This window comes from Marinobacter sp. B-21 (assembly GCF_056857895.1).
The window spans coordinates 72,861-90,092 of sequence record NZ_JBSXNZ010000065.1; the positions used below are offsets into that span (position 1 = coordinate 72,861).

The following is a 17,232-nucleotide window of genomic DNA, read 5'->3' on the forward strand; positions in this document are numbered from 1 at the left end:
TCAATATGTAACCAATTGTAAAATTTGGTTACCGTTGATTATTGCAGAGTCTGTCGCAATTTGCGTGATATGTGACATCGATTTTTCAATTGTTTGCAGTCTGGACACAGAGGCAGCATGTTTCGCGGACTCCCGGAGCGCCACGCGATCAACTATGATGTGAGAAAGACGGACGCCAAGAGGAAGACGCATGTTTCAGCTTGTCTTTAAAGGGGAATGCGTTCCCGGAACGGATCTGGAAGCTGCGCGCAACAATGCCCGCACCTTGTTCAAGGCTTCGCTCGAGCAGGTCGACCGTATGTTCAGCGGCCAGCCGGTGGTTATTCGCAACAAGCTTGAGGAGGTGCAGGCCGAAAAGTACCGTGCTGTGCTGAAAAAACACGGCATGGTCGCTTATGTACAGCCCATGGCCGATGCCCGGCCCGCCGCCAGCCCTCCGCATCCGCCTCAGCCGAAGCCGGAGGCGCCGGCAGGGCAGGCGAGTCAGCAACCTGCTGCGCCGGCAACTCCCGCCGCTGTCGCAGAGAAGAAGGGCACGGTTCCTCAAACCGAGCCTGGCGATCGTCTGCCGGTGGCGGGTGAAAAGGTAGACGACATTCTCTCTGGCTCCGGCCTGAGCCTGGCCCCGGTTGGAGAAACGCTGGCAGAGCGATCGGAGGTAGAACCACCGATGTTCCAGCATCTGGACGAATGGAGCCTGGCGCCGGCCGGCAGTGATCTTGGCGTTGAGCGCAACCTTCCTCCGCCGGTGGTGCCGGATGTGTCCCATTTGTCGCTGGCGGACGACAATTCCTCTGACAGAAAATGATGCGGCTGTGAGTTTGCGGAACTTCTGGGCGCTGCGAGTCCCATGGCTGCTGACCTCGGTCCTGCTGTTTTTCGCACCCCTTTTCGCACCCCCGGCCCTGGCCGAAGAACGACCCCGTATAGGTCTGGTTCTCAGCGGCGGTGGCGCCAAAGGCATGGCCCATGTTGGCGTTCTGCGGGTTCTGGAAGAAATGCGGATTCCGGTGGATCTGGTGGTTGGCACCAGTGCCGGTTCTGCCGTTGGCGCCCTCTACGCCAGCGGGATGCCGGTTACCGAGATTGAACGTCGTTTTATTCGGATGGACTGGCTCTCAAGCTTTCTGGATGACCCTGGCCGGGCCTATAAGCCGGTGCGCCGAAAGCGGGATGACTGGCGGTTTCCGGTGGTTCCGGGCATCGGGGTCCGCGCCGATGGATTGCATGTTGGTGGTGGGCTTATTGCCGGCCAGAACCTGGGCTTCATCCTCAACGAGCTGACCAGAAACGCCGCCCTGGTTGAAGACTTCGACCGCCTTCCGATTCCCTTCCGCGCCGTTGCCACGGATCTTGAGAGCGGTGAGCAGGTGATCATCGACAATGGCAACCTGTCCGAAGCTATTCGTGCCAGCATGAGCATTCCCGGTGTCTACGCGCCGGTGGAATGGCAGGGCCGGCTGTTGGTGGATGGTGGCGTGGCCAATAACCTGCCGATCAGTGTCGCCCGGGATCTGGGCGCCGACATTGTTATTGCGGTTGATATTACCGACAACCTGATGGAAACGGATGAATTGCGGGAGGCCTTCTCCGTTGTTGGCCAGCTCACCACCATCATGACCCGACGAAATACCGATCAGCAACTGGAGTTACTAAAGGGTAGGGATGTTTTGATACGTCCCGACCTGGAAGGCTACACCTCCGCTGATTTCTACGATGCGCCCATCCTGTTTGAACTCGGTGCCAGCACCGCCCGGGAGCACGGTGTGGAGCTTCGTCCGCTCTCGGTGTCGCAGGCAGACTGGAACACCTGGCGAGCAAGGATTGGCGCACGGGCATCGGAGTCTGAACCCGTTGCCCGGATCGAGATCGAGGACAGCCGACGGCTGGCCAGCGACTTTCTGAAAGAGCGAATCCGGCAAAAGCCCGGGGAGCCATTGGATACCGGACAGCTCGAAGTGGATCTCAAGCGCATCTATGGCCTGGGCTACTACGAGATCGTGTCCTATTCCACGTCCCGGTCCCCGGAAGGTACGATCCTGACCATACGGGTTCAGGAAAAGAGTTGGGGACCGAATTACCTGTCGTTTGGTCTCAACTACGAAGACAATTTCGACGGCGAAACCCACTTCAATATTGCGTCCTTGCTTCGTATGACCGAGCTTAACGCGCTGGGTGCCGAGTGGCAGACCGGCGTCCAGCTGGGTACCGAACCCTGGGTCCGCAGCCAGTGGTATCAGCCGCTGGACTACGGCTATAAGCGATTCCTGGTCTTGGGCGGTGAGTATTCCCGGGACACCCTCAGCCTGTTTGATTCCACTGGCACGCGCATTGCTGAACTGAATGTGACTTTCCGCAAAGCAGACCTTGCTCTTGGTATGGAGGTCGGAGGCAGCGCCGAAGTCCGTCTGACGTATTCGCGGGGCTATGCCACGGTGGATGAACAGATCGGCCAGCCGGTGGCGCCGGAGGATTCCGTGCATCAGGGTGGCCTTGCCCTGCAGCTGGTTCATGACTCGCTGGACGACACGTTTTTCCCGCGCAAAGGAGGCTTCGTAGGACTTCGGGGGCGCTTTGAGCGCGAGGGCCTGGGTTCCGACCGCCGGTTTGATTCGGTGACCGGCATGGCGCTGGGGACGGGGAGCTGGAAGACACTGACCCTGACGGGGTTGGTCTACGCCCATGCGGTGACCCGAGGCACGCCGGGGATTGAAAACGCGGTCCGTCTTGGCGGGTTCCGGCGGTTGTCGGCCTATGCGCCGGGTGAAATTACCGGTGACAATGCCCTGATGGCCTCTGTCTATGCCAGCCAGACCTTCGGTGGGCCGCTTTTGCCCTGGTTTGTTGGTATGGGTTTTGAGGCGGGGAACGCGTGGCCGTCGCTGGATTCGGCGAGCTGGGACAGCTCGGTGAAATCCTCAAGTGTGTTTGCCGGCCTGGATACCTTCCTGGGCCCGGTGCAACTGGCGGCGGCCTATAACAACGAGGATAACTGGACCGCCTACCTGAATATCGGCTTCTCGTTCACCCAGCTCTTCTACTGAGAACCGTTACCCGAGTTTGCCGCTGGTATTGTCAATCGCGTCCAGAACCTGATGGCATTGCTGCAGGGCATAGCGGTGCAGAATGTCCGCCAGGCGCTCTTCATCCCGGTCCTTGATGGCGCTGATGGATTCCTGCATGTGGGCGAGGTTGTCTTCCAGCACCTGGTTGCCACCCCGCTGGAAAGCGACGAAGGCGCAGCGCTTCGCCGACGGCCAGAGGTCGTCAATGGCGGAGACAATAAAATAGTTATCGGCGTAAGCCAGCGATGCCTTGGTGTATTCGATGCCCAGCTCCAGAAAGGCCATCAGATCGTTCTTTTCGAAGCAGGCTTTCATCTGATCGTACAGCGATTCTAGCCGGGCCATATCATCCGCTTGCCAGTTGCGGACCAGCTTGCGGCCGGTGTGGGTGAGGTAAAGTTCCAGAGTCTCATAGAGGCTGCGAACGAAGTAGTCGTCCAGCGGCGTGACAAACGCGCCCTTGCGGGGAACATTGCGGACCAGGTGCCGCTTCTCCAGCAACAAGAGCCCCTCTCGTATCGAGCCATGGCTGACGTCCATCTCTTTGGCCATGGCGCCCTCGTAGATCCGTTCTCCGGACCGGAGCTGACCAAAGGCAATGAGATTTTCTATGTGGCGGGCGACCTGCTCGGTCAATGTTTCTCTGGGTTTGAACACGTTCATGATGATCTGTCGCTACTGCATGCTGGCTGATTCGTGCTGGCATAGTCGCACATTCGTGCATGCCGGAGCCAGTAGCCGCAGAAGGTCAGAGCAGGGGCGCCAGCAGCCGGACCGCCCGACAGCCCAGGCGGAACAGGAGGGAGCGATCCTGGTAGTCGCCTTCGGTCATCAGGCGTGAGCTGTCCAGATCCTCCTCCAGCATGGACTCGACGCTTCGGACAAAATGGCATGCTGTGGTAATGGCGGTAATTTCGAAGTTGAGGCGCATGGAACGGTTGTCCATGTTAGCGGTTCCGACCGCCGCGTAGCGGTTATCCACCAGAATCACTTTCTGGTGCATGAAGCCCGGCTGGTACCGGTAGATGCCTATGCCGGTCTTGCAGGCCTGGACCAGGTAGGAGTAGGCCGCTAAACCGATCAGGCGGCTGTCGGATTTTTCCGGAATAAGGATTCGTACATCCACGCCCCGCAGTGCCGCCAGCTGAAGGGCGTTCATTATCTGGAAATCCGGGACAAAATAGGGCGAGGCAATCCAGAGCCGGGTGCGGGCATTATTGATGCAGTTGAGGAAAAACAGAGTGCAGGTTTCCCAGGTATCCGCAGGCCCGGTTGGCAGCATCAGCACCTCGTCGTCGCCGGCCTGGTTCTCCACCGGGGTCCAGTCCAGATCAGGAAAATCGCTACTGGCCCAGTTCCAGTCTTCCAGCCAGGCCAGTTGAAGGCCGGTAACCGCCGGACCCTCGATGCGGCAGTGGGTGTCGCGCCAGGGTTCCTGATCCATGACAGTGCCCAGATACTCATCCCCGAGGTTAATGCCGCCGACAAAGCCGATCCTGCCGTCACACACCAGCAGCTTCCGGTGGTTCCGGAAATTGATCTGGAAACGCCGCCTGCGAATATTGCCGTTGCCGAACGAGGCCACCCGGGCGCCCGCTGTGGCGAGCTGGTTCAGATAGGTGCGCGGCAGCCAGACGCTGCCGATATCGTCGTACAGGAACCAGACTTCCACACCCTGGGCCAGTTTGCGCTCAAGGATGGACTTGATCCGTCGCCCGACCCGGTCCGAGCGGACAATATAGAACTCAAGGAGGATATAGCGCGTGGCGTCCTCCATGGCTTCAAACAGAGCCTCGAAGGTGGCTTCTCCGTCCCGTAACAGTGTGCACCGGTTGCCGTTGGTAAACGGCTGGCGACCCAGCCTGCACAATACCTGAAGCTCTTCGGTGGACCGGTCACTGGTGGGTGTCGGGATGGACGTGGTCTGTTGTTCAAACCGGTTGAGCAGATCAGTCAGGGATTCGTCGCCCAGCCGGCGGGCCTTGACGTAGCCGCCGAACCGGTATCGCCCGAACAGCACGAACATGGGTACGGCGACATAGGGCAGGCCGAGAAGCCCAATGATCCAGGCGATGGCGCCCTGGGTGGTGCGATAGGTCAGAAGTATGCGGTAGATGCACACCAGTGCGCCAAGATAGATGGCGCCTAACGCGATGGCAACCAGCGGCAACTCTCCCATCATCGTTCTCCACTAGCGTCAGCCGGCGCCTGGTCGGCTGTTCCTGGCGGTGCGAGATGCCTGGCGCGGTACTCCGCCGGGGACGTGCCGGTCCAGCGTTTGAATGCCCGACTGAAAGCACTGAGTTCGGAGAATCCGAGTAAAAAGGCAATTTCGCCGAGGGCGTAGTGGTCGGCGGCAACATAGCGCAGGGCCTTGTCCTGGCGAACCTGCTCCACCAGGCCATGGAAACTGAGTCCTTCCTTTTTCAGTTTACGGTACAGGGTCTGGCGGCTCATGTGGCACTGCCGGGCCAGGGTATCGGCGTCGATTTTTTCGGTTGCCATCTGCCTTGAAATCAAACGGCGAATCCTGCGGCCGAATGAGCGGCGGGTCTGCAGCCTGGCCAGGAGTGAGTTGACCTGTTTCAGCACGGCCGAATAGACATAAGGATTTCGGCGCGGAATCGGGTGCCCCAGATGTCGGCTGCTGAAGGCCAGCCGGGTTATGCCACAGTCAAACCGGACCGGGCCGCCCAGAAGCTTCTCGTACTCATCGGCGTAAGCGGGGGCAAGGTGGGCGATTTCCGCCCAGTCGGCACGAATGCCCGGATGGATGAAGTGCCGGGTCCGGGTGATGGCGGCGGCCAGTGTCCGGTCCATATCCTGCCGGCAATAATGCTCGGCCATGTCCGGTTGCCAGCACAGGATGGCCTGGTCTCCGGCCTGCTCAAAGCTCAGCAATACCGACTCATTGATCAGCCGGTGCAGGCGCACGTATTGGGTAACCGCTTCTCCCAGGGTGTCGCAATTGAAAAACACATGCCCCACCAGCCCCATCCGTTCCGGATCCACCATCTGGCCGGCATGTAGCCCGACGCCCGGGTCGCCTGTTACCTGTTCGGCATGTTCCCACAGGCGGTAATGAGCATCGGCCGGTACCCGCCGGTCCGGATCCCTGAGTTCCGACATGGCCAGACCGGTGAGCTGCTCAACACGGGACGGGTTCAGCACGCCCTGGCGCTCAAGGTAGTGCACCAGTGCGAGGGTGCTGGACGCCGCAACCAGCGGTGCGCTAGCGGTGTCTGGCTGAGCTGATGTCACATTGTCCGGCCTGATAGTTAACAACCCGTCATGATTGCTGATACAAAATGTCAAGTGTCTGCAACCGCCTGTCAACGGTTACTCCTGTGCTTAACGATAGCATTAACCTGACAGGTTGAAGCAATGGAAAGACAATCAGGAGGTGTATTATGGAACAGCAGATCTTCGTACCCCATACCGAGGTTGAGCGCAAAAACGTGATTGAGCTCGCCGAGTACCTGAACAGCATCTTTTACTGCTGATCTTTCAGGCGTATTGTCTATGACCTTGATGTCGGGCTTTGCCCGGCTTTTTTTCGACTTCAGAAAATGACCGCCAATACCGGCACTTGCTCGCGAGACTGGCAGTGGTAATGTATTCGTTTTGAGAATGCAGACCTATCCGGAGACTGACTGCCCATGAGTGTTGCGCTGAATCACCGCATTACCGGCGAAGGCCCGCCCCTGATCCTGTTACACGGCTTGTTCGGATCCCTGGAAAACCTTGGTGGTATCGCCCGGCGCCTTGAGGATCAGTGGCAGGTCCACGCACTGGACGAGCGCAATCATGGTGGCTCTCCTCACACTGAAGCCATGGATTATCCGACGATGGCTGAGGACGTGATTGCCTATATGGACGCTCAGGGGATCGCAAAGGCCAGCCTTCTGGGCCACTCCATGGGCGGCAAGGTAGCGATGCAGGTTGCCCTTCAGGCGCCGGAACGGGTGGATAAACTGATCGTGGCCGATATTGCGCCAATCAGCTACAAGCCCCACCACGACGCCATCCTGGAGGGCCTGAATGGCATCGACCTGAACGGTGTGCGATCCCGTCAGGACGCAGACAAGCTGATGGCCGGGTTTGTTGACATCCCGGGCGTCCGGCAATTCCTGTTGAAAAACCTTGAGCGTATCCCCCGGGAACAGCAGGAAGAGGGGGGGGCGATGTTTCGCTGGCGCCTGAACCTTCCTGTCATTGACGCCTGCTACGAGAACCTCGCCAGGGCACCGGAGGGCGAGGGGCCGTTCACCGGCCCGGTGCTGTTTCTCAAGGGTGCGGATTCCGCCTACATCCAGGAAAAGCACCGGGACGATATCCAACGCCTGTTCCCCCAGGCTCAGTTGCGGATTATTCAGGACACCGGTCACTGGCTGCACGCCGAAAAAGCCGATACCTTCGCGGCGTTGTGCGTCCGTTTCCTCAGCGCCGATAGCTGAGCGGCTTCGAAGACCGGCATTTTCATGCTCACCGGCCTGTCTGCTAAGGTTAGGCAATCGCTGATATACGGAATGTACATAACAACAGGCGGGCAGAGTGTATGAAATGGCTGATGGTGGGGTTGCTGGTTGTTTTCCTGCTGCTTGGCAGTTTCCTGCTGACGCCCTCACCCGTTGACAGCAAGGCCTGGGACCCTCCCGCTCCGCCGCCCCTGACCGGGCTGTTGGCACCGAACGAGCGTTTGCGGCTTGCCGATCTGTTGGCCCGGGGCCAGGTTTACGGCCCGGAAGACACCACCATTGGCCCGGATGGCGTGCTTTACACAGGAACCCAGGATGGGTATATCGTGCGGGTGTTCCCGGATGGCCGGGTGGAAAACTGGCTGTCCACCGGTGGCCGGCCTCTGGGCATGGTGTTTGACCACCAGGGCAATCTGATCGTGGCGGATGCCTGGAAAGGCCTGCTATCCATTAGCCCCGATGGTGAGATTACGGTGCTGGCCCGGGAAGCGGAAGGCACACCGTTCCGGTTCACGGACGATGTCGATATTGCCGATGACGGACGTATCTACTTCACCGATGCCAGTTCCCGCTTTGAACAGCCGGACTACCGGCTGGATCTGCTTGAAATGCGGCCCCACGGCCGTCTGCTTCGTTACTCCCGGAAGACCGGCAAGGCCGAGGTTCTGCTGGGTAACCTGCACTTTGCCAATGGTGTCGCGGTATCTCCCGACGGCGATTCCGTGCTGGTTAATGAAACCTGGAAATACCGGATCCTGCGTTACTGGATCCGCGGCCCCAGGGCGGGACAGGCGGAAGTGTTTGCCGACAATCTGCCGGGCTTCCCCGACAATCTGGCGGTGGATGATGAGGGCCGCTACTGGGTCGCGTTTCCGACCCTGCGCAATCCCCAGGTGGACACCATGCATCGGCACCCCTGGCTCAAGGATCTGGTGGCCAAGCTGCCGGACAGTCTGAAGCCGGCGCCCCAGGAGTATGGTCTGGTGATAGCCTTTGACCGAAAAGGGCAGGTCATTACCAGCCTCCACGACACCCGGGGCACGCATCTTCAGGAGATCACATCAGTGAACCCCCAGGATGATTACCTGTACCTCGGGTCACTTCACAACGATCGCATTGGCCGGCTGGCGTTTCAGGCCATTCCGGGCCTCGGAGATAACCAATAATGCCTTACCAAGACATTGCCTGGGACCTGCCGGATCCGTTCACCATCGAGATCACCGTGCGGGGCACCAAAAGAGTTTGCCGGGATTCTCAGACCTGCTGTTGTTGCAGGCGGCAAGGGGCTGTAGGTTTCCTGAGCCCTTTTGTGCTTAACTTCTGCTAGTCTGAAGCAAAGCCAACCCCGTTTAACCTGTTGTCCGGAGATCCTCATGGAAACGACTGCTGATCAGAATACTGAATCCAAGATGCGCCATGTGGTCTACGATCGCTTTGGTGCACGCGATGTGCTGCAGGTGGCTCAATCCGACGTGCCGGCGCCCGCGGCGGGGCAGGTGCTGGTCAGGGTGCATGGTGCGGGCCTTAATCCCATCGATTGGAAAACCCGTAAGGGCCTGGGCTTTGCGGCCCGGCAGATCGAAAATTCCCTGCCCTGGACACCGGGATACGATGTCGCTGGCGAGGTAGTGGCTGTTGGCGATGCTGTCACTACGCTGGCCCCGGGCGACCGGGTGATGGGTATGGTCGGCTTTCCCGCCGGAGGTGGCGGCTACTCGGAATACGCGTTGGCGGCGGCGGATGAACTGGCTATCGTACCGGAGGAGCTGGATCTGGTGTCTGCCGGCGCTTTGCCACTGGCGGCGCTGACTGCCTGGCGGGCCCTGTTTGAGGTCGCCAAGCTGGACTCGGGCCAGAAAATCCTGATCCACGCGGGCGCCGGTGGTGTTGGGCATTTTGCGGTGCAGTTTGCGCTGGAACGGGGGGCTCATGTGATTGCCACGGCCTCTGCCGGCAACCGGGACTTTCTGGCGGAACTTGGGGTCCATGAAGTGATCGATTACCGCACCACGGATATTGCTGAGGAATGCTATGGCCTGGATGTGGTACTGGATCTGGTTGGTGGCGACACCGGCAAGCGTTCACTGCACACCCTCGGCGAACATGGTGTTCTGGTGACAATTCCGACTGTCACCGCCGATGAGATCATCAGCGCAGCTGAAGAGCTGGGCTTACGTGCCCACGGCATGACCGTCCGCCCGGATGTTTTTCACCTGGACGAGATTGCCGAACTGATCGAAGATGGCGACGTGAAGGTGCACATTGACAAGGCTTTCCCGCTGGAAGAGGTCGCGCAGGCCCACGAGCTTCTGGAAGGTGGGCACGTGCGTGGTAAGTTGGTGCTGGACTGCCGCTGAGGCGCTTCCTCAGCCGTCCGTTGAAGGCTCTTTACTGGCTGAAGGCTCTTTACTGGCGGAAGGCTCCTTGCCGGTTTCTTCCCCGCCATCTTTCTCCTTGCGTTCTTTTCTTGGCTGCGGGGGCACCAGGCTGATCAGGATCCAGTCGTCATCCGGTTTCAGGTCTTCCATACTGCAAACCGGGGCGACGTGTTCCTTGCTGTCGAAGGTGAACAGTACCAGGGCCTGGTTCTGGTACTTCTTCAGGAAATCCTCGTAGCCGAACGATTCGCTCAGCTGGGTGGTCTTTATGGTGTAGCCCTGGCTCACCAGGCTGGCCAGTTTAGCGTAGCTGACGCCGTCAAAGAGTCCCCGTGTCATCTGGATCTTTTCGGCGGTCTGGTGCCGGGCCTTCTGGTCCTGATCACCCTCGGCAAGGCTGTATACACATTTGTTTCCAAACCAGTCAAGGAAGTGGTAGATGGCCAGGGAGTTCATGTGCTTGTAGGGGGAAATCACCAGAAGCTTGCCAATTCCAGTCAGGTCCAGGTGTGTGGAGGCGTGTTCTGAAACCGGGTTGCCGAAGTAAGCCTGAAGGTTTTCCATGCGTGCCTGGCGAACGTTTTCCCAGTTGGTGTCTGCCAGGGTCACCGGTACCTCATATTTTTTCAGAGCCTTTGCTATCATCCGGGCCACCGGATTGGCTCCGAGAATCAGGAAGCCGTATTCTGCCGGCTCAGCGACCTTCAGCAGTCGAGCCACCGGCCTTGCTGTCATGCTTTGCAGGGTGACAGTGGCAATAATCAGTATGAATATCAGCGGCACCAGAGCGCCGGCGCTCTCATAGCCGAGCTTCTGAAGCTGGAAGGCAAACAGGGCAGAAACCGCCGCAGCAACAATGCCCCGGGGGGCAATCCAGCTGAGGAAAAGCTTCTCCCGCCAGTTCAGGTTGGTGCCGATGGCCGAAAGGAAGATGCTCAGGGGGCGGGCGACCAGCATCAGTAGCGCCAGCACTACCACCAGGCCCCAGCCGAGCTCGGCGATGGCGGAAAACTCCACCCGTGCCGCCAGAATGATGAACAATGCCGAGATCAGCAGAACACTGAGGGATTCCTTGAATTCGAGGATACTGTCAATTGGCACCTGCTTCATATTGGCCATCCAGATGCCCATTACGGTCACCGTCAGCAGACCGGACTCGTGGGCCAGTTCGTTGGAAATGGCATACACGCCGAGCATGAAGGTCAGGGTGCCGGCATTATGAAGGTATTGGGGGATCCAGTGCTTGCGCAGTACCATGCCATTGAGGTGGCCGGCTACGGCGCCAATCAGGAAGCCCACCGCCAGGGTCTTGCCGAAAATGTACAGGGAGTGTCCGAACACATTGCCCTGGCCCCAGGAAACAATACCCTCGAACACCAGAACCGCGAGCAGGGCGCCGACGGGGTCAATAATGATGCCTTCCCAGCGCAGGATGTTGGCCAGCTTTGAATCCGGCCGCACGGATCGTAGTAAGGGGGCGATCACGGTGGGACCGGTGACAATTGAAATGGCGCCAAAAAGCAGCGCTACGGCCCAGGAAACATCGAGTACCCAGCGTGCTGCCAGCGTGCCGATGATGCAAGTGACAATGGAGCCCACCGGAATCAGGTTGCGGACCATCTTGCCGTGGCCGCGTATTTCCGCAAAGCGCAGGGTCAGGCTGCCTTCAAACAGAATAATGGCGACGGCCAGTGAAATAACCGGAAACAGCAGATCGCCGAACACGGCCTCGGGTACCAGGAACCCCAGTACCGGCCCCGCAGCGATGCCGCCCGCCAGAAGGAAAACAATGGCCGGCATGCGGACACGCCACGCGAGCCACTGGCAGAACAGTGAGAGAACGCCAATGCTGGCAAGAAGCAGGACAGTGCTGACAGGCATACTGGTTTCAGGTCCGTTGAGTTATTGGTTGGCGCGTCGAGCAATGCGGTTCAGCAGCCGGGACGCTGCAAAGAATCCGAAGCTGGCAGTCACCGGGCTGGCGGCGCCAAAACCGGAGGCGCAGTCGAGCCGGACCGGGCCATCAGTGGCGGGCTTATGCAGGCAGACTTCCCCGTCTCCGGCAGGATACGTCAGCTGCTCGAGGGAGTATACGGCCTCAATGCCAAAGCGCCGTTTCGGGTTACGGGAAAAGCCGTATTCCCGGCGCAGCAGGTTGCGCACCTTGGCCAACAACGGATCCTGAGTGGTTTTGCTCAGATCGGCTACCTGAATCTGCGTCGGGTCGATCTGTCCGCCGGCACCGCCGGCGCAGATCAGCGGGATTTTCCGGCGCTGGCAGTGGGCAATCAGGGCCGCCTTGGCCTTGACGCTGTCGATGGCATCGACCACGCCGGTCATGTCGGCCATGATCAGCTCACCGACGTTTTTGGTGGTCAGGAAACCGAAGTGCACACGGATGTCTGCTTGAGGATTGATCGCCCGCAGCCGATCAGCCATGGCATCGGTTTTGGTGCGCCCGTACTGGCCCTCCAGGGCATGGAGCTGGCGGTTGGTGTTGGAGACACAGACATCGTCCATGTCGATCAGGGTAATGGTGCCAATGCCACTGCGGGCCAGGGCCTCGGCGGCCCAGGAGCCGACGCCGCCGAGTCCGATCACGGCAATGTGGGCGTGGCGAAAGGCCTCCAGGGCGCGGCGCCCGTGCAATCGTTCAATGCCGCCAAAGCGGAAAGCGTAATCGTCGGCGTTCATGGTGTCCCCGTGCTGGTCCTGCTGGAAGCCGGACGGAATCAAAGAACGCAATTGTAACCCAGTGGTGGCGCAGACAAAAAAGCGACCATAAAAAAGCCACGCGAAGCGTGGCTTGCAATAACTACCCGGTCCGACCGGGAGCCGGGCAGGACTGGTTCAGCGGATGAACGGATTGAGCATCCGGGTAAAAGTGCCCGTAAGCTTGACTGGCGCGCTCAGCACAGACAAGGTAATGCAGTCTTCACAGCCAACCGCGACTGGCTTGTGCTCATCCTGATCGGTCAGTACCACGAAGTCCCACTGGTTGAACACCCCTTTCTGATCGGCAAAGGCGCCTTGCAGAACGATGGTCGTTTCCTCACCCCGGTGGGTGTGGGCCGGAGCCTTGCCGCCAGCCGCCAGCTTCTGCAGCACCACCTGGTCTTTCTGGCCAGGGAACCGATCGGTAATATCCAGCACGCTGACATCGCCCAGTTGCCGCTTCCAGGGCAGGCTGTTGAGGTCTTCGCCAAACAGCTTCTGAAGGGCGCCGATCCTTGGGGCCGGTGGCATTGCCGGTTGGTCAGCGGGTGCGCTGTCGATCCTGGCAAGTAGGCTGTCGAACATGCTTTCCGAGACGGTCACCTTCGGCTGTTGCTCCATCATCACAGCGCCAAGACTGTCCAGGGTGTCCACATGGCTGCGGCAATGCGAGCACTTATCCAGGTGGAGTCGGATGCAAAGGGCATGGGGCTCGCTCAGGTTGCCTGCGCTGTACTCCATCAGGCTCAGGCTGTCGGGATGATGCCGTGTCATACGTTCTGATCCTGCAAAATCACTTTCAGTTTGTTCAGTGCCAGGCGCACCCGGCTTTTCACGGTGCCAAGGGGAATGTTCAACTCATCGGCCACCATCTGGTGAGACTTGTTTTCCATGTAAACCTTGGCAATCACCGTAGTCTGTTCTTCCGGAAGATGACTCAGGGATTCGCGAATCCGCCGCTCCGACATCAAACGGTGCAGCGAGGTGACTGGCTCATTCTCGTTTTCGCCAAGGATTTGCCAGAGATCTTCGGTTTCAACCGGCATCTCGGCACTGGTGCGTTGCATCTTTCTCAACATATCAATGCGCTGGTTCCGGGCAATAGTGAAGATCCATGTGGACGCAGCCGCTTTGCGCCAGTCATAGAGGCAGGAGCGCCTCCAGATAGACACAAACACTTCCTGAACCAGTTCTTCCGCGTGGCTTGCCAGACCATTGGCCATGGCGTAGTACTTGATCTGCGGACCGAAATGCTGGAAGAGCGCATGATAGGCCTCACGATCCTGGTCCTTGCCCACTTTCTGCAGCATCTGGCTCCAGGGGTCTTTACGCCCCTCGGAACTGGTTGGCTTCTGATCCAGTGTAGTCACCGGACGCTCCTTGACAGTCGCATGATTTGAGCTTGTTCTGGTCATCATTCTATGCACTCATCCCGGGTTTGTCAGTCTGAGTGTTTACGGGCCGTTTTGTCCTGTGGATCTGTGAATCCGCAAAACCACCGACCGAGACCTGAAGACGGCCAGCCGTTTTAACTATTCTTCCAGATAGGTGTAGCCCTCCAGCCCGGCGGAGAGCTCGGCCAGCAGTGCCGACTGGGTTTCCGGTGTCAGCCCGGATGCCATGAACTTTCGCCGATACGCTTCCAACAGGGCGTCCGGTTCAAAGTTTACGTAACGAAGGACCTTGGCCACGGTATCTCCGGTGATGGGCGCGCCGATCTCGTACCCGCCCTCCGGTGTCAGGCGGACATCCACGGAATGGGTGTCGCCGAACAGATTGTGCATGTCCCCCAGAATTTCCTGGTAGGCCCCGGTCATGAAAAAACCCATGAGTAGTGGTTCTCCGGGCTGGTCTTCCGGTAAAGGCAGGGTGGTTTCAGTGCCCTGGCCATCCACGTACCGGTCGATGCGGCCATCGGAATCACAGGTGATGTCCTGGATCACGGCGCGGCGATTCAGGGGGCGATTCAGGCCGTTGACCGGCATGACCGGGAAAATCTGGTCAATGCCCCAGACATCCGGCAGTGACTGGAACAGGGAGAAATTCACGAACAGCTTTTCCGCCAGTTTTTCGTTGAGCTCGTCGATGATTTCCCGGTGGGCCCGGTTGCTGCTGTCCAGCTGGTTTCGCAGCAGGCGGCAGCAGCGGGTATACAGCGTTTCAGCCTCCGCCCGCTCCTGCAGTGAAAGCAGGCCGTGGGCAAACTGGCCATGAACATCAGCCATGGCATGCAGCACATCGTGGTAGATCTCCGCCAGTGAGCGCGGGGAGCCGGTATCTTCCAGACTCTCCAGGTCGCGCCAGAGATCGTGCAGCGGGGCCGGTGCCTCAGGTTCCGGCCGCTTCGGCGCGCGATTTTCCGGCGCTTCGCGATCAATCACGTTGGTCACCAGCACCGAGTGGTGGGCGGTCAGGGCGCGCCCGGATTCGCTGACCAGATCCGGGTGGGGAATGCCGTGGCGGTCACACTCCGCCTGCAGGACATGCACCACGTTGTAGGCGTATTCATAAACGCTGTAGTTCATGGAACAGCTGCTGCGGGAGCGGGTACCCTCATAATCGACGCCCAGACCACCGCCGATATCGACCGTACCGATCGGGGCGCCCATCTGGCGTAGCTCACTGTAAAACCGGGCGCATTCCCTGAGGCCGGTCTGGATGTCCCGGATATTGGCAATCTGGGAGCCGAGATGGAAATGCAGCAGTTGCAGGGTATCCAGTGCATCGGCCTCGCGCAGGGTGTTTGCCACATCCAGTACCTGGCTGGCGGACAGACCAAACTTGGATTTTTCACCGCCGGTATTCTGCCAGTTGCCCTTGCCAATGGTCGCCAACCGGGCCCGAACGCCAATCAGCGGTGCAACGCCCAGGTTAGTGGCTTCCTCCAGAATCAGCGGCAGCTCGGACTGTTTCTCCACCACAATAAATACCCGATGGCCCAGGGTCTGGCCAATCAGGGCCAGGCGAATGTATTCCCGGTCCTTGTAACCGTTGCAGACGATCACCGAGCCCGGTTGCCGGGACATCGCCAGTACCGCCATCAGCTCGGGCTTGCTGCCTGCTTCAAGGCCGATCTGTCCCTTCGAGGCGGCGGGCTCCGCAGCCAGCAGTTCTTCAACCACCCGGCGCTGCTGGTTCACCTTGATGGGGTAAACCGCTGTGTAGCAGCCCCGGTACGCCTGCTCATCCGCGACCTTGTTGAAGGCATTGCACAGTTTATTGACCCGGTCGTGCAGGATATCGACAAAGCGGATGAGAACCGGAAGCTGGAGCCCGGATTCGGTCAGTGTACGGGTCAGCTGTGGCAGATTGATCTGAGCCGGGGTGTGGCCCCGGTCCGGCCGGATCATTACCTGGCCCTCGGCGTTGACGCCGATGTAGCCATCACTCCAGTGGGCAATGTTGTAAACCTTGTGAGCCGGGGTGGCGCTGGCTTCGCTCATGCTTGCTATCCTGTCAGGAAACCGGAGCCGGCGGTTGTTCGGTCAGGGGCCGGCCTATGGCCGCCATTGTATGGATTCCCACCCCCGGCTAAAAGAACCGGGTGTGGAAAATATGTGGCCGGTAGCCACGATTATCGCTTTAGCTCACGGTGGGGCACCCCTACAATACGCCCTTTTAACACAGCCCATGGCCCACAGCGGGAGGCAAAACATGACAGCACTGAATGATGGCTGGTTTACCGAGGTATTCCAGGACCAGGGAACGGCGTTCTCCCTGCAGGTGAAAAAGAAGCTCCACGAGGAGCAGACCCCGTTCCAGAAGCTGGAAATATACGAGACCGAGACCTTCGGCAACCTGATGGTTCTGGATGGCTGCGTGATGCTGACCACCCGCGATAATTTCCTGTACCACGAGATGATGACCCACCCGGCCCTGTTTACCCACCGGGACCCGAAAAAGGTGGTGATTATCGGTGGCGGCGACTGCGGCACTCTTAAGGAAGTGCTCAAACACCCGGGTGTGGAAGAAGCCTGGCAGGTGGAAATTGATGAGCGGGTCACCCGTATGTCGGAAAAGTACTTCCCGGAATTGTGCGAAGCCAACGGTGATCCGCGCGCCAATTTTTTCTTCGGTGACGGCATCCAGTGGATCCGCGACATGGCGCCGGGCAGTGTAGACCTCATCATTATCGACAGCACGGATCCGGTCGGCCCGGCGGAAGGCCTGTTTGCCCTGGATTTCTACCGAGACGCCATGCTGGCATTGCGCGAGGGCGGCATTATTGTCCAGCAGAGTGAATCACCGCTGCTGCACACCCATAGCATCATCAAGGACATTCACAATGACATGCGCAAGGCCGGGTTCGAACACGTGCAGACCCTGCCATTCCCGCAACCGGTCTATCCCACGGGCTGGTGGAGTTGCACCATGGCCAGCAAGGAGAACCCGGTAAAATATTTCCGTGAGGAAGACGCCAACAACCGGCCGTTCGTGACCCGCTACTACAATGCCGGAGTGCACCATGGTGCGTTGGCGATGCCCCAGTTCATGGTGGATGCGCTGGAGGATGAGGTCAGGCCAGAGGAGGGTTAAGCCGGCAAAACCAAAGAGGGGTGCCAGATGGCACCCCTCTTTGGTTTTGCGTTGCCAGAG

Annotated in this window: 14 protein-coding genes; 6 read left to right on the top strand and 8 right to left on the bottom strand. The window is 59.3% G+C overall.

All coding sequences use genetic code 11. The features are described from left to right. The first annotated feature begins 190 nt into the window (after window positions 1-190). A complete protein-coding gene (locus AC13C0_RS07950) occupies window positions 191-808 on the top strand; it encodes a hypothetical protein (protein ID WP_117619374.1) in 618 nt (205 codons plus the stop codon). Window positions 809-815: 7 nt separating this feature from the next. Next, entirely contained in the window at window positions 816-3,044 is a 2,229-nt protein-coding gene (locus tag AC13C0_RS07955) for a patatin-like phospholipase family protein (protein ID WP_341581256.1), read from the top strand. Between the two features lie 6 nt (window positions 3,045-3,050). Here AC13C0_RS07955 and AC13C0_RS07960 read toward each other — a convergent pair whose 3' ends face one another. The 3 genes from AC13C0_RS07960 to AC13C0_RS07970 all read right to left on the bottom strand — a co-directional run bounded on the left by AC13C0_RS07960 (window position 3,051) and on the right by AC13C0_RS07970 (window position 6,326). Then, window positions 3,051-3,728: a GntR family transcriptional regulator gene (locus tag AC13C0_RS07960; RefSeq protein ID WP_117619376.1), complete on the bottom strand. Its 678-nt coding sequence runs from the start codon at window positions 3,726-3,728 to the stop codon at window positions 3,051-3,053. A gap of 85 nt (window positions 3,729-3,813) precedes the next feature. Further along, window positions 3,814-5,244 (bottom strand): cardiolipin synthase, encoded by a 1,431-nt coding sequence (gene cls, locus AC13C0_RS07965; RefSeq protein ID WP_117619377.1) that lies wholly within the window; start codon window positions 5,242-5,244, stop codon window positions 3,814-3,816. Continuing rightward, window positions 5,244-6,326, bottom strand: a complete 1,083-nt coding sequence (locus AC13C0_RS07970) for an AraC family transcriptional regulator (RefSeq protein WP_117619378.1) — start codon at window positions 6,324-6,326, stop codon at window positions 5,244-5,246. Before AC13C0_RS07970 ends, cls begins: the two co-directional genes overlap by 1 nt. Before the next feature lie 398 nt (window positions 6,327-6,724). Between AC13C0_RS07970 and AC13C0_RS07975 the strand changes: the two genes are divergently transcribed. The 3 genes from AC13C0_RS07975 to AC13C0_RS07985 all read left to right on the top strand — a co-directional run bounded on the left by AC13C0_RS07975 (window position 6,725) and on the right by AC13C0_RS07985 (window position 9,900). Further along, the gene (locus AC13C0_RS07975; RefSeq protein WP_341581257.1) at window positions 6,725-7,522 is read left to right on the top strand and encodes an alpha/beta fold hydrolase; all 798 of its coding nucleotides are present in this window, start codon (window positions 6,725-6,727) and stop codon (window positions 7,520-7,522) included. A gap of 101 nt (window positions 7,523-7,623) precedes the next feature. Then, the gene (locus AC13C0_RS07980; RefSeq protein ID WP_117619380.1) at window positions 7,624-8,709 is read left to right on the top strand and encodes an SMP-30/gluconolactonase/LRE family protein; all 1,086 of its coding nucleotides are present in this window, start codon (window positions 7,624-7,626) and stop codon (window positions 8,707-8,709) included. A 207-nt stretch (window positions 8,710-8,916) separates the two neighbouring features. Further along, window positions 8,917-9,900 (top strand): NADP-dependent oxidoreductase, encoded by a 984-nt coding sequence (locus tag AC13C0_RS07985; protein ID WP_341581258.1) that lies wholly within the window; start codon window positions 8,917-8,919, stop codon window positions 9,898-9,900. 9 nt (window positions 9,901-9,909) lie between these two features. Here the strand turns inward: AC13C0_RS07985 and AC13C0_RS07990 are convergent, their stop codons facing one another. The 5 genes from AC13C0_RS07990 to speA form a co-directional block, all read right to left on the bottom strand. Beyond that, entirely contained in the window at window positions 9,910-11,802 is a 1,893-nt protein-coding gene (locus AC13C0_RS07990) for a cation:proton antiporter (protein ID WP_482954244.1), read from the bottom strand. A 21-nt stretch (window positions 11,803-11,823) separates the two neighbouring features. Next, window positions 11,824-12,615, bottom strand: coding sequence for a tRNA cyclic N6-threonylcarbamoyladenosine(37) synthase TcdA (gene tcdA, locus AC13C0_RS07995; RefSeq protein WP_205422218.1), 792 nt, complete (start codon window positions 12,613-12,615; stop codon window positions 11,824-11,826). A gap of 156 nt (window positions 12,616-12,771) precedes the next feature. Then, window positions 12,772-13,410, bottom strand: a complete 639-nt coding sequence (locus AC13C0_RS08000) for a ChrR family anti-sigma-E factor (RefSeq protein ID WP_341581260.1) — start codon at window positions 13,408-13,410, stop codon at window positions 12,772-12,774. Next, window positions 13,407-14,006 (bottom strand): sigma-70 family RNA polymerase sigma factor, encoded by a 600-nt coding sequence (locus AC13C0_RS08005; protein WP_482954245.1) that lies wholly within the window; start codon window positions 14,004-14,006, stop codon window positions 13,407-13,409. Before AC13C0_RS08005 ends, AC13C0_RS08000 begins: the two co-directional genes overlap by 4 nt. A gap of 162 nt (window positions 14,007-14,168) precedes the next feature. Beyond that, entirely contained in the window at window positions 14,169-16,079 is a 1,911-nt protein-coding gene (gene speA / locus AC13C0_RS08010; protein WP_341581261.1) for a biosynthetic arginine decarboxylase, read from the bottom strand. Between the two features lie 211 nt (window positions 16,080-16,290). On the opposite strand from speA, the gene speE reads away from it, so the two are divergent. Then, window positions 16,291-17,172, top strand: coding sequence for a polyamine aminopropyltransferase (gene speE, locus AC13C0_RS08015; protein ID WP_117619386.1), 882 nt, complete (start codon window positions 16,291-16,293; stop codon window positions 17,170-17,172). Window positions 17,173-17,232: the final 60 nt, after the last annotated feature.

Coding starts and splice junctions, on each gene's coding strand:
- AC13C0_RS07950 (WP_117619374.1), top strand. CDS start 191: ATGTTTCAGCTTGTCTTTAAAGGGGAATGCGTTCCCGGAACGGATCTG.
- AC13C0_RS08000 (WP_341581260.1), bottom strand. CDS start 13,410: ATGACACGGCATCATCCCGACAGCCTGAGCCTGATGGAGTACAGCGCA.
- AC13C0_RS07975 (WP_341581257.1), top strand. CDS start 6,725: ATGAGTGTTGCGCTGAATCACCGCATTACCGGCGAAGGCCCGCCCCTG.
- tcdA (WP_205422218.1), bottom strand. CDS start 12,615: ATGAACGCCGACGATTACGCTTTCCGCTTTGGCGGCATTGAACGATTG.
- speE (WP_117619386.1), top strand. CDS start 16,291: ATGACAGCACTGAATGATGGCTGGTTTACCGAGGTATTCCAGGACCAG.
- AC13C0_RS07985 (WP_341581258.1), top strand. CDS start 8,917: ATGGAAACGACTGCTGATCAGAATACTGAATCCAAGATGCGCCATGTG.
- AC13C0_RS07960 (WP_117619376.1), bottom strand. CDS start 3,728: ATGAACGTGTTCAAACCCAGAGAAACATTGACCGAGCAGGTCGCCCGC.
- AC13C0_RS07990 (WP_482954244.1), bottom strand. CDS start 11,802: ATGCCTGTCAGCACTGTCCTGCTTCTTGCCAGCATTGGCGTTCTCTCA.
- cls (WP_117619377.1), bottom strand. CDS start 5,244: ATGGGAGAGTTGCCGCTGGTTGCCATCGCGTTAGGCGCCATCTATCTT.
- speA (WP_341581261.1), bottom strand. CDS start 16,079: ATGAGCGAAGCCAGCGCCACCCCGGCTCACAAGGTTTACAACATTGCC.
- AC13C0_RS07980 (WP_117619380.1), top strand. CDS start 7,624: ATGAAATGGCTGATGGTGGGGTTGCTGGTTGTTTTCCTGCTGCTTGGC.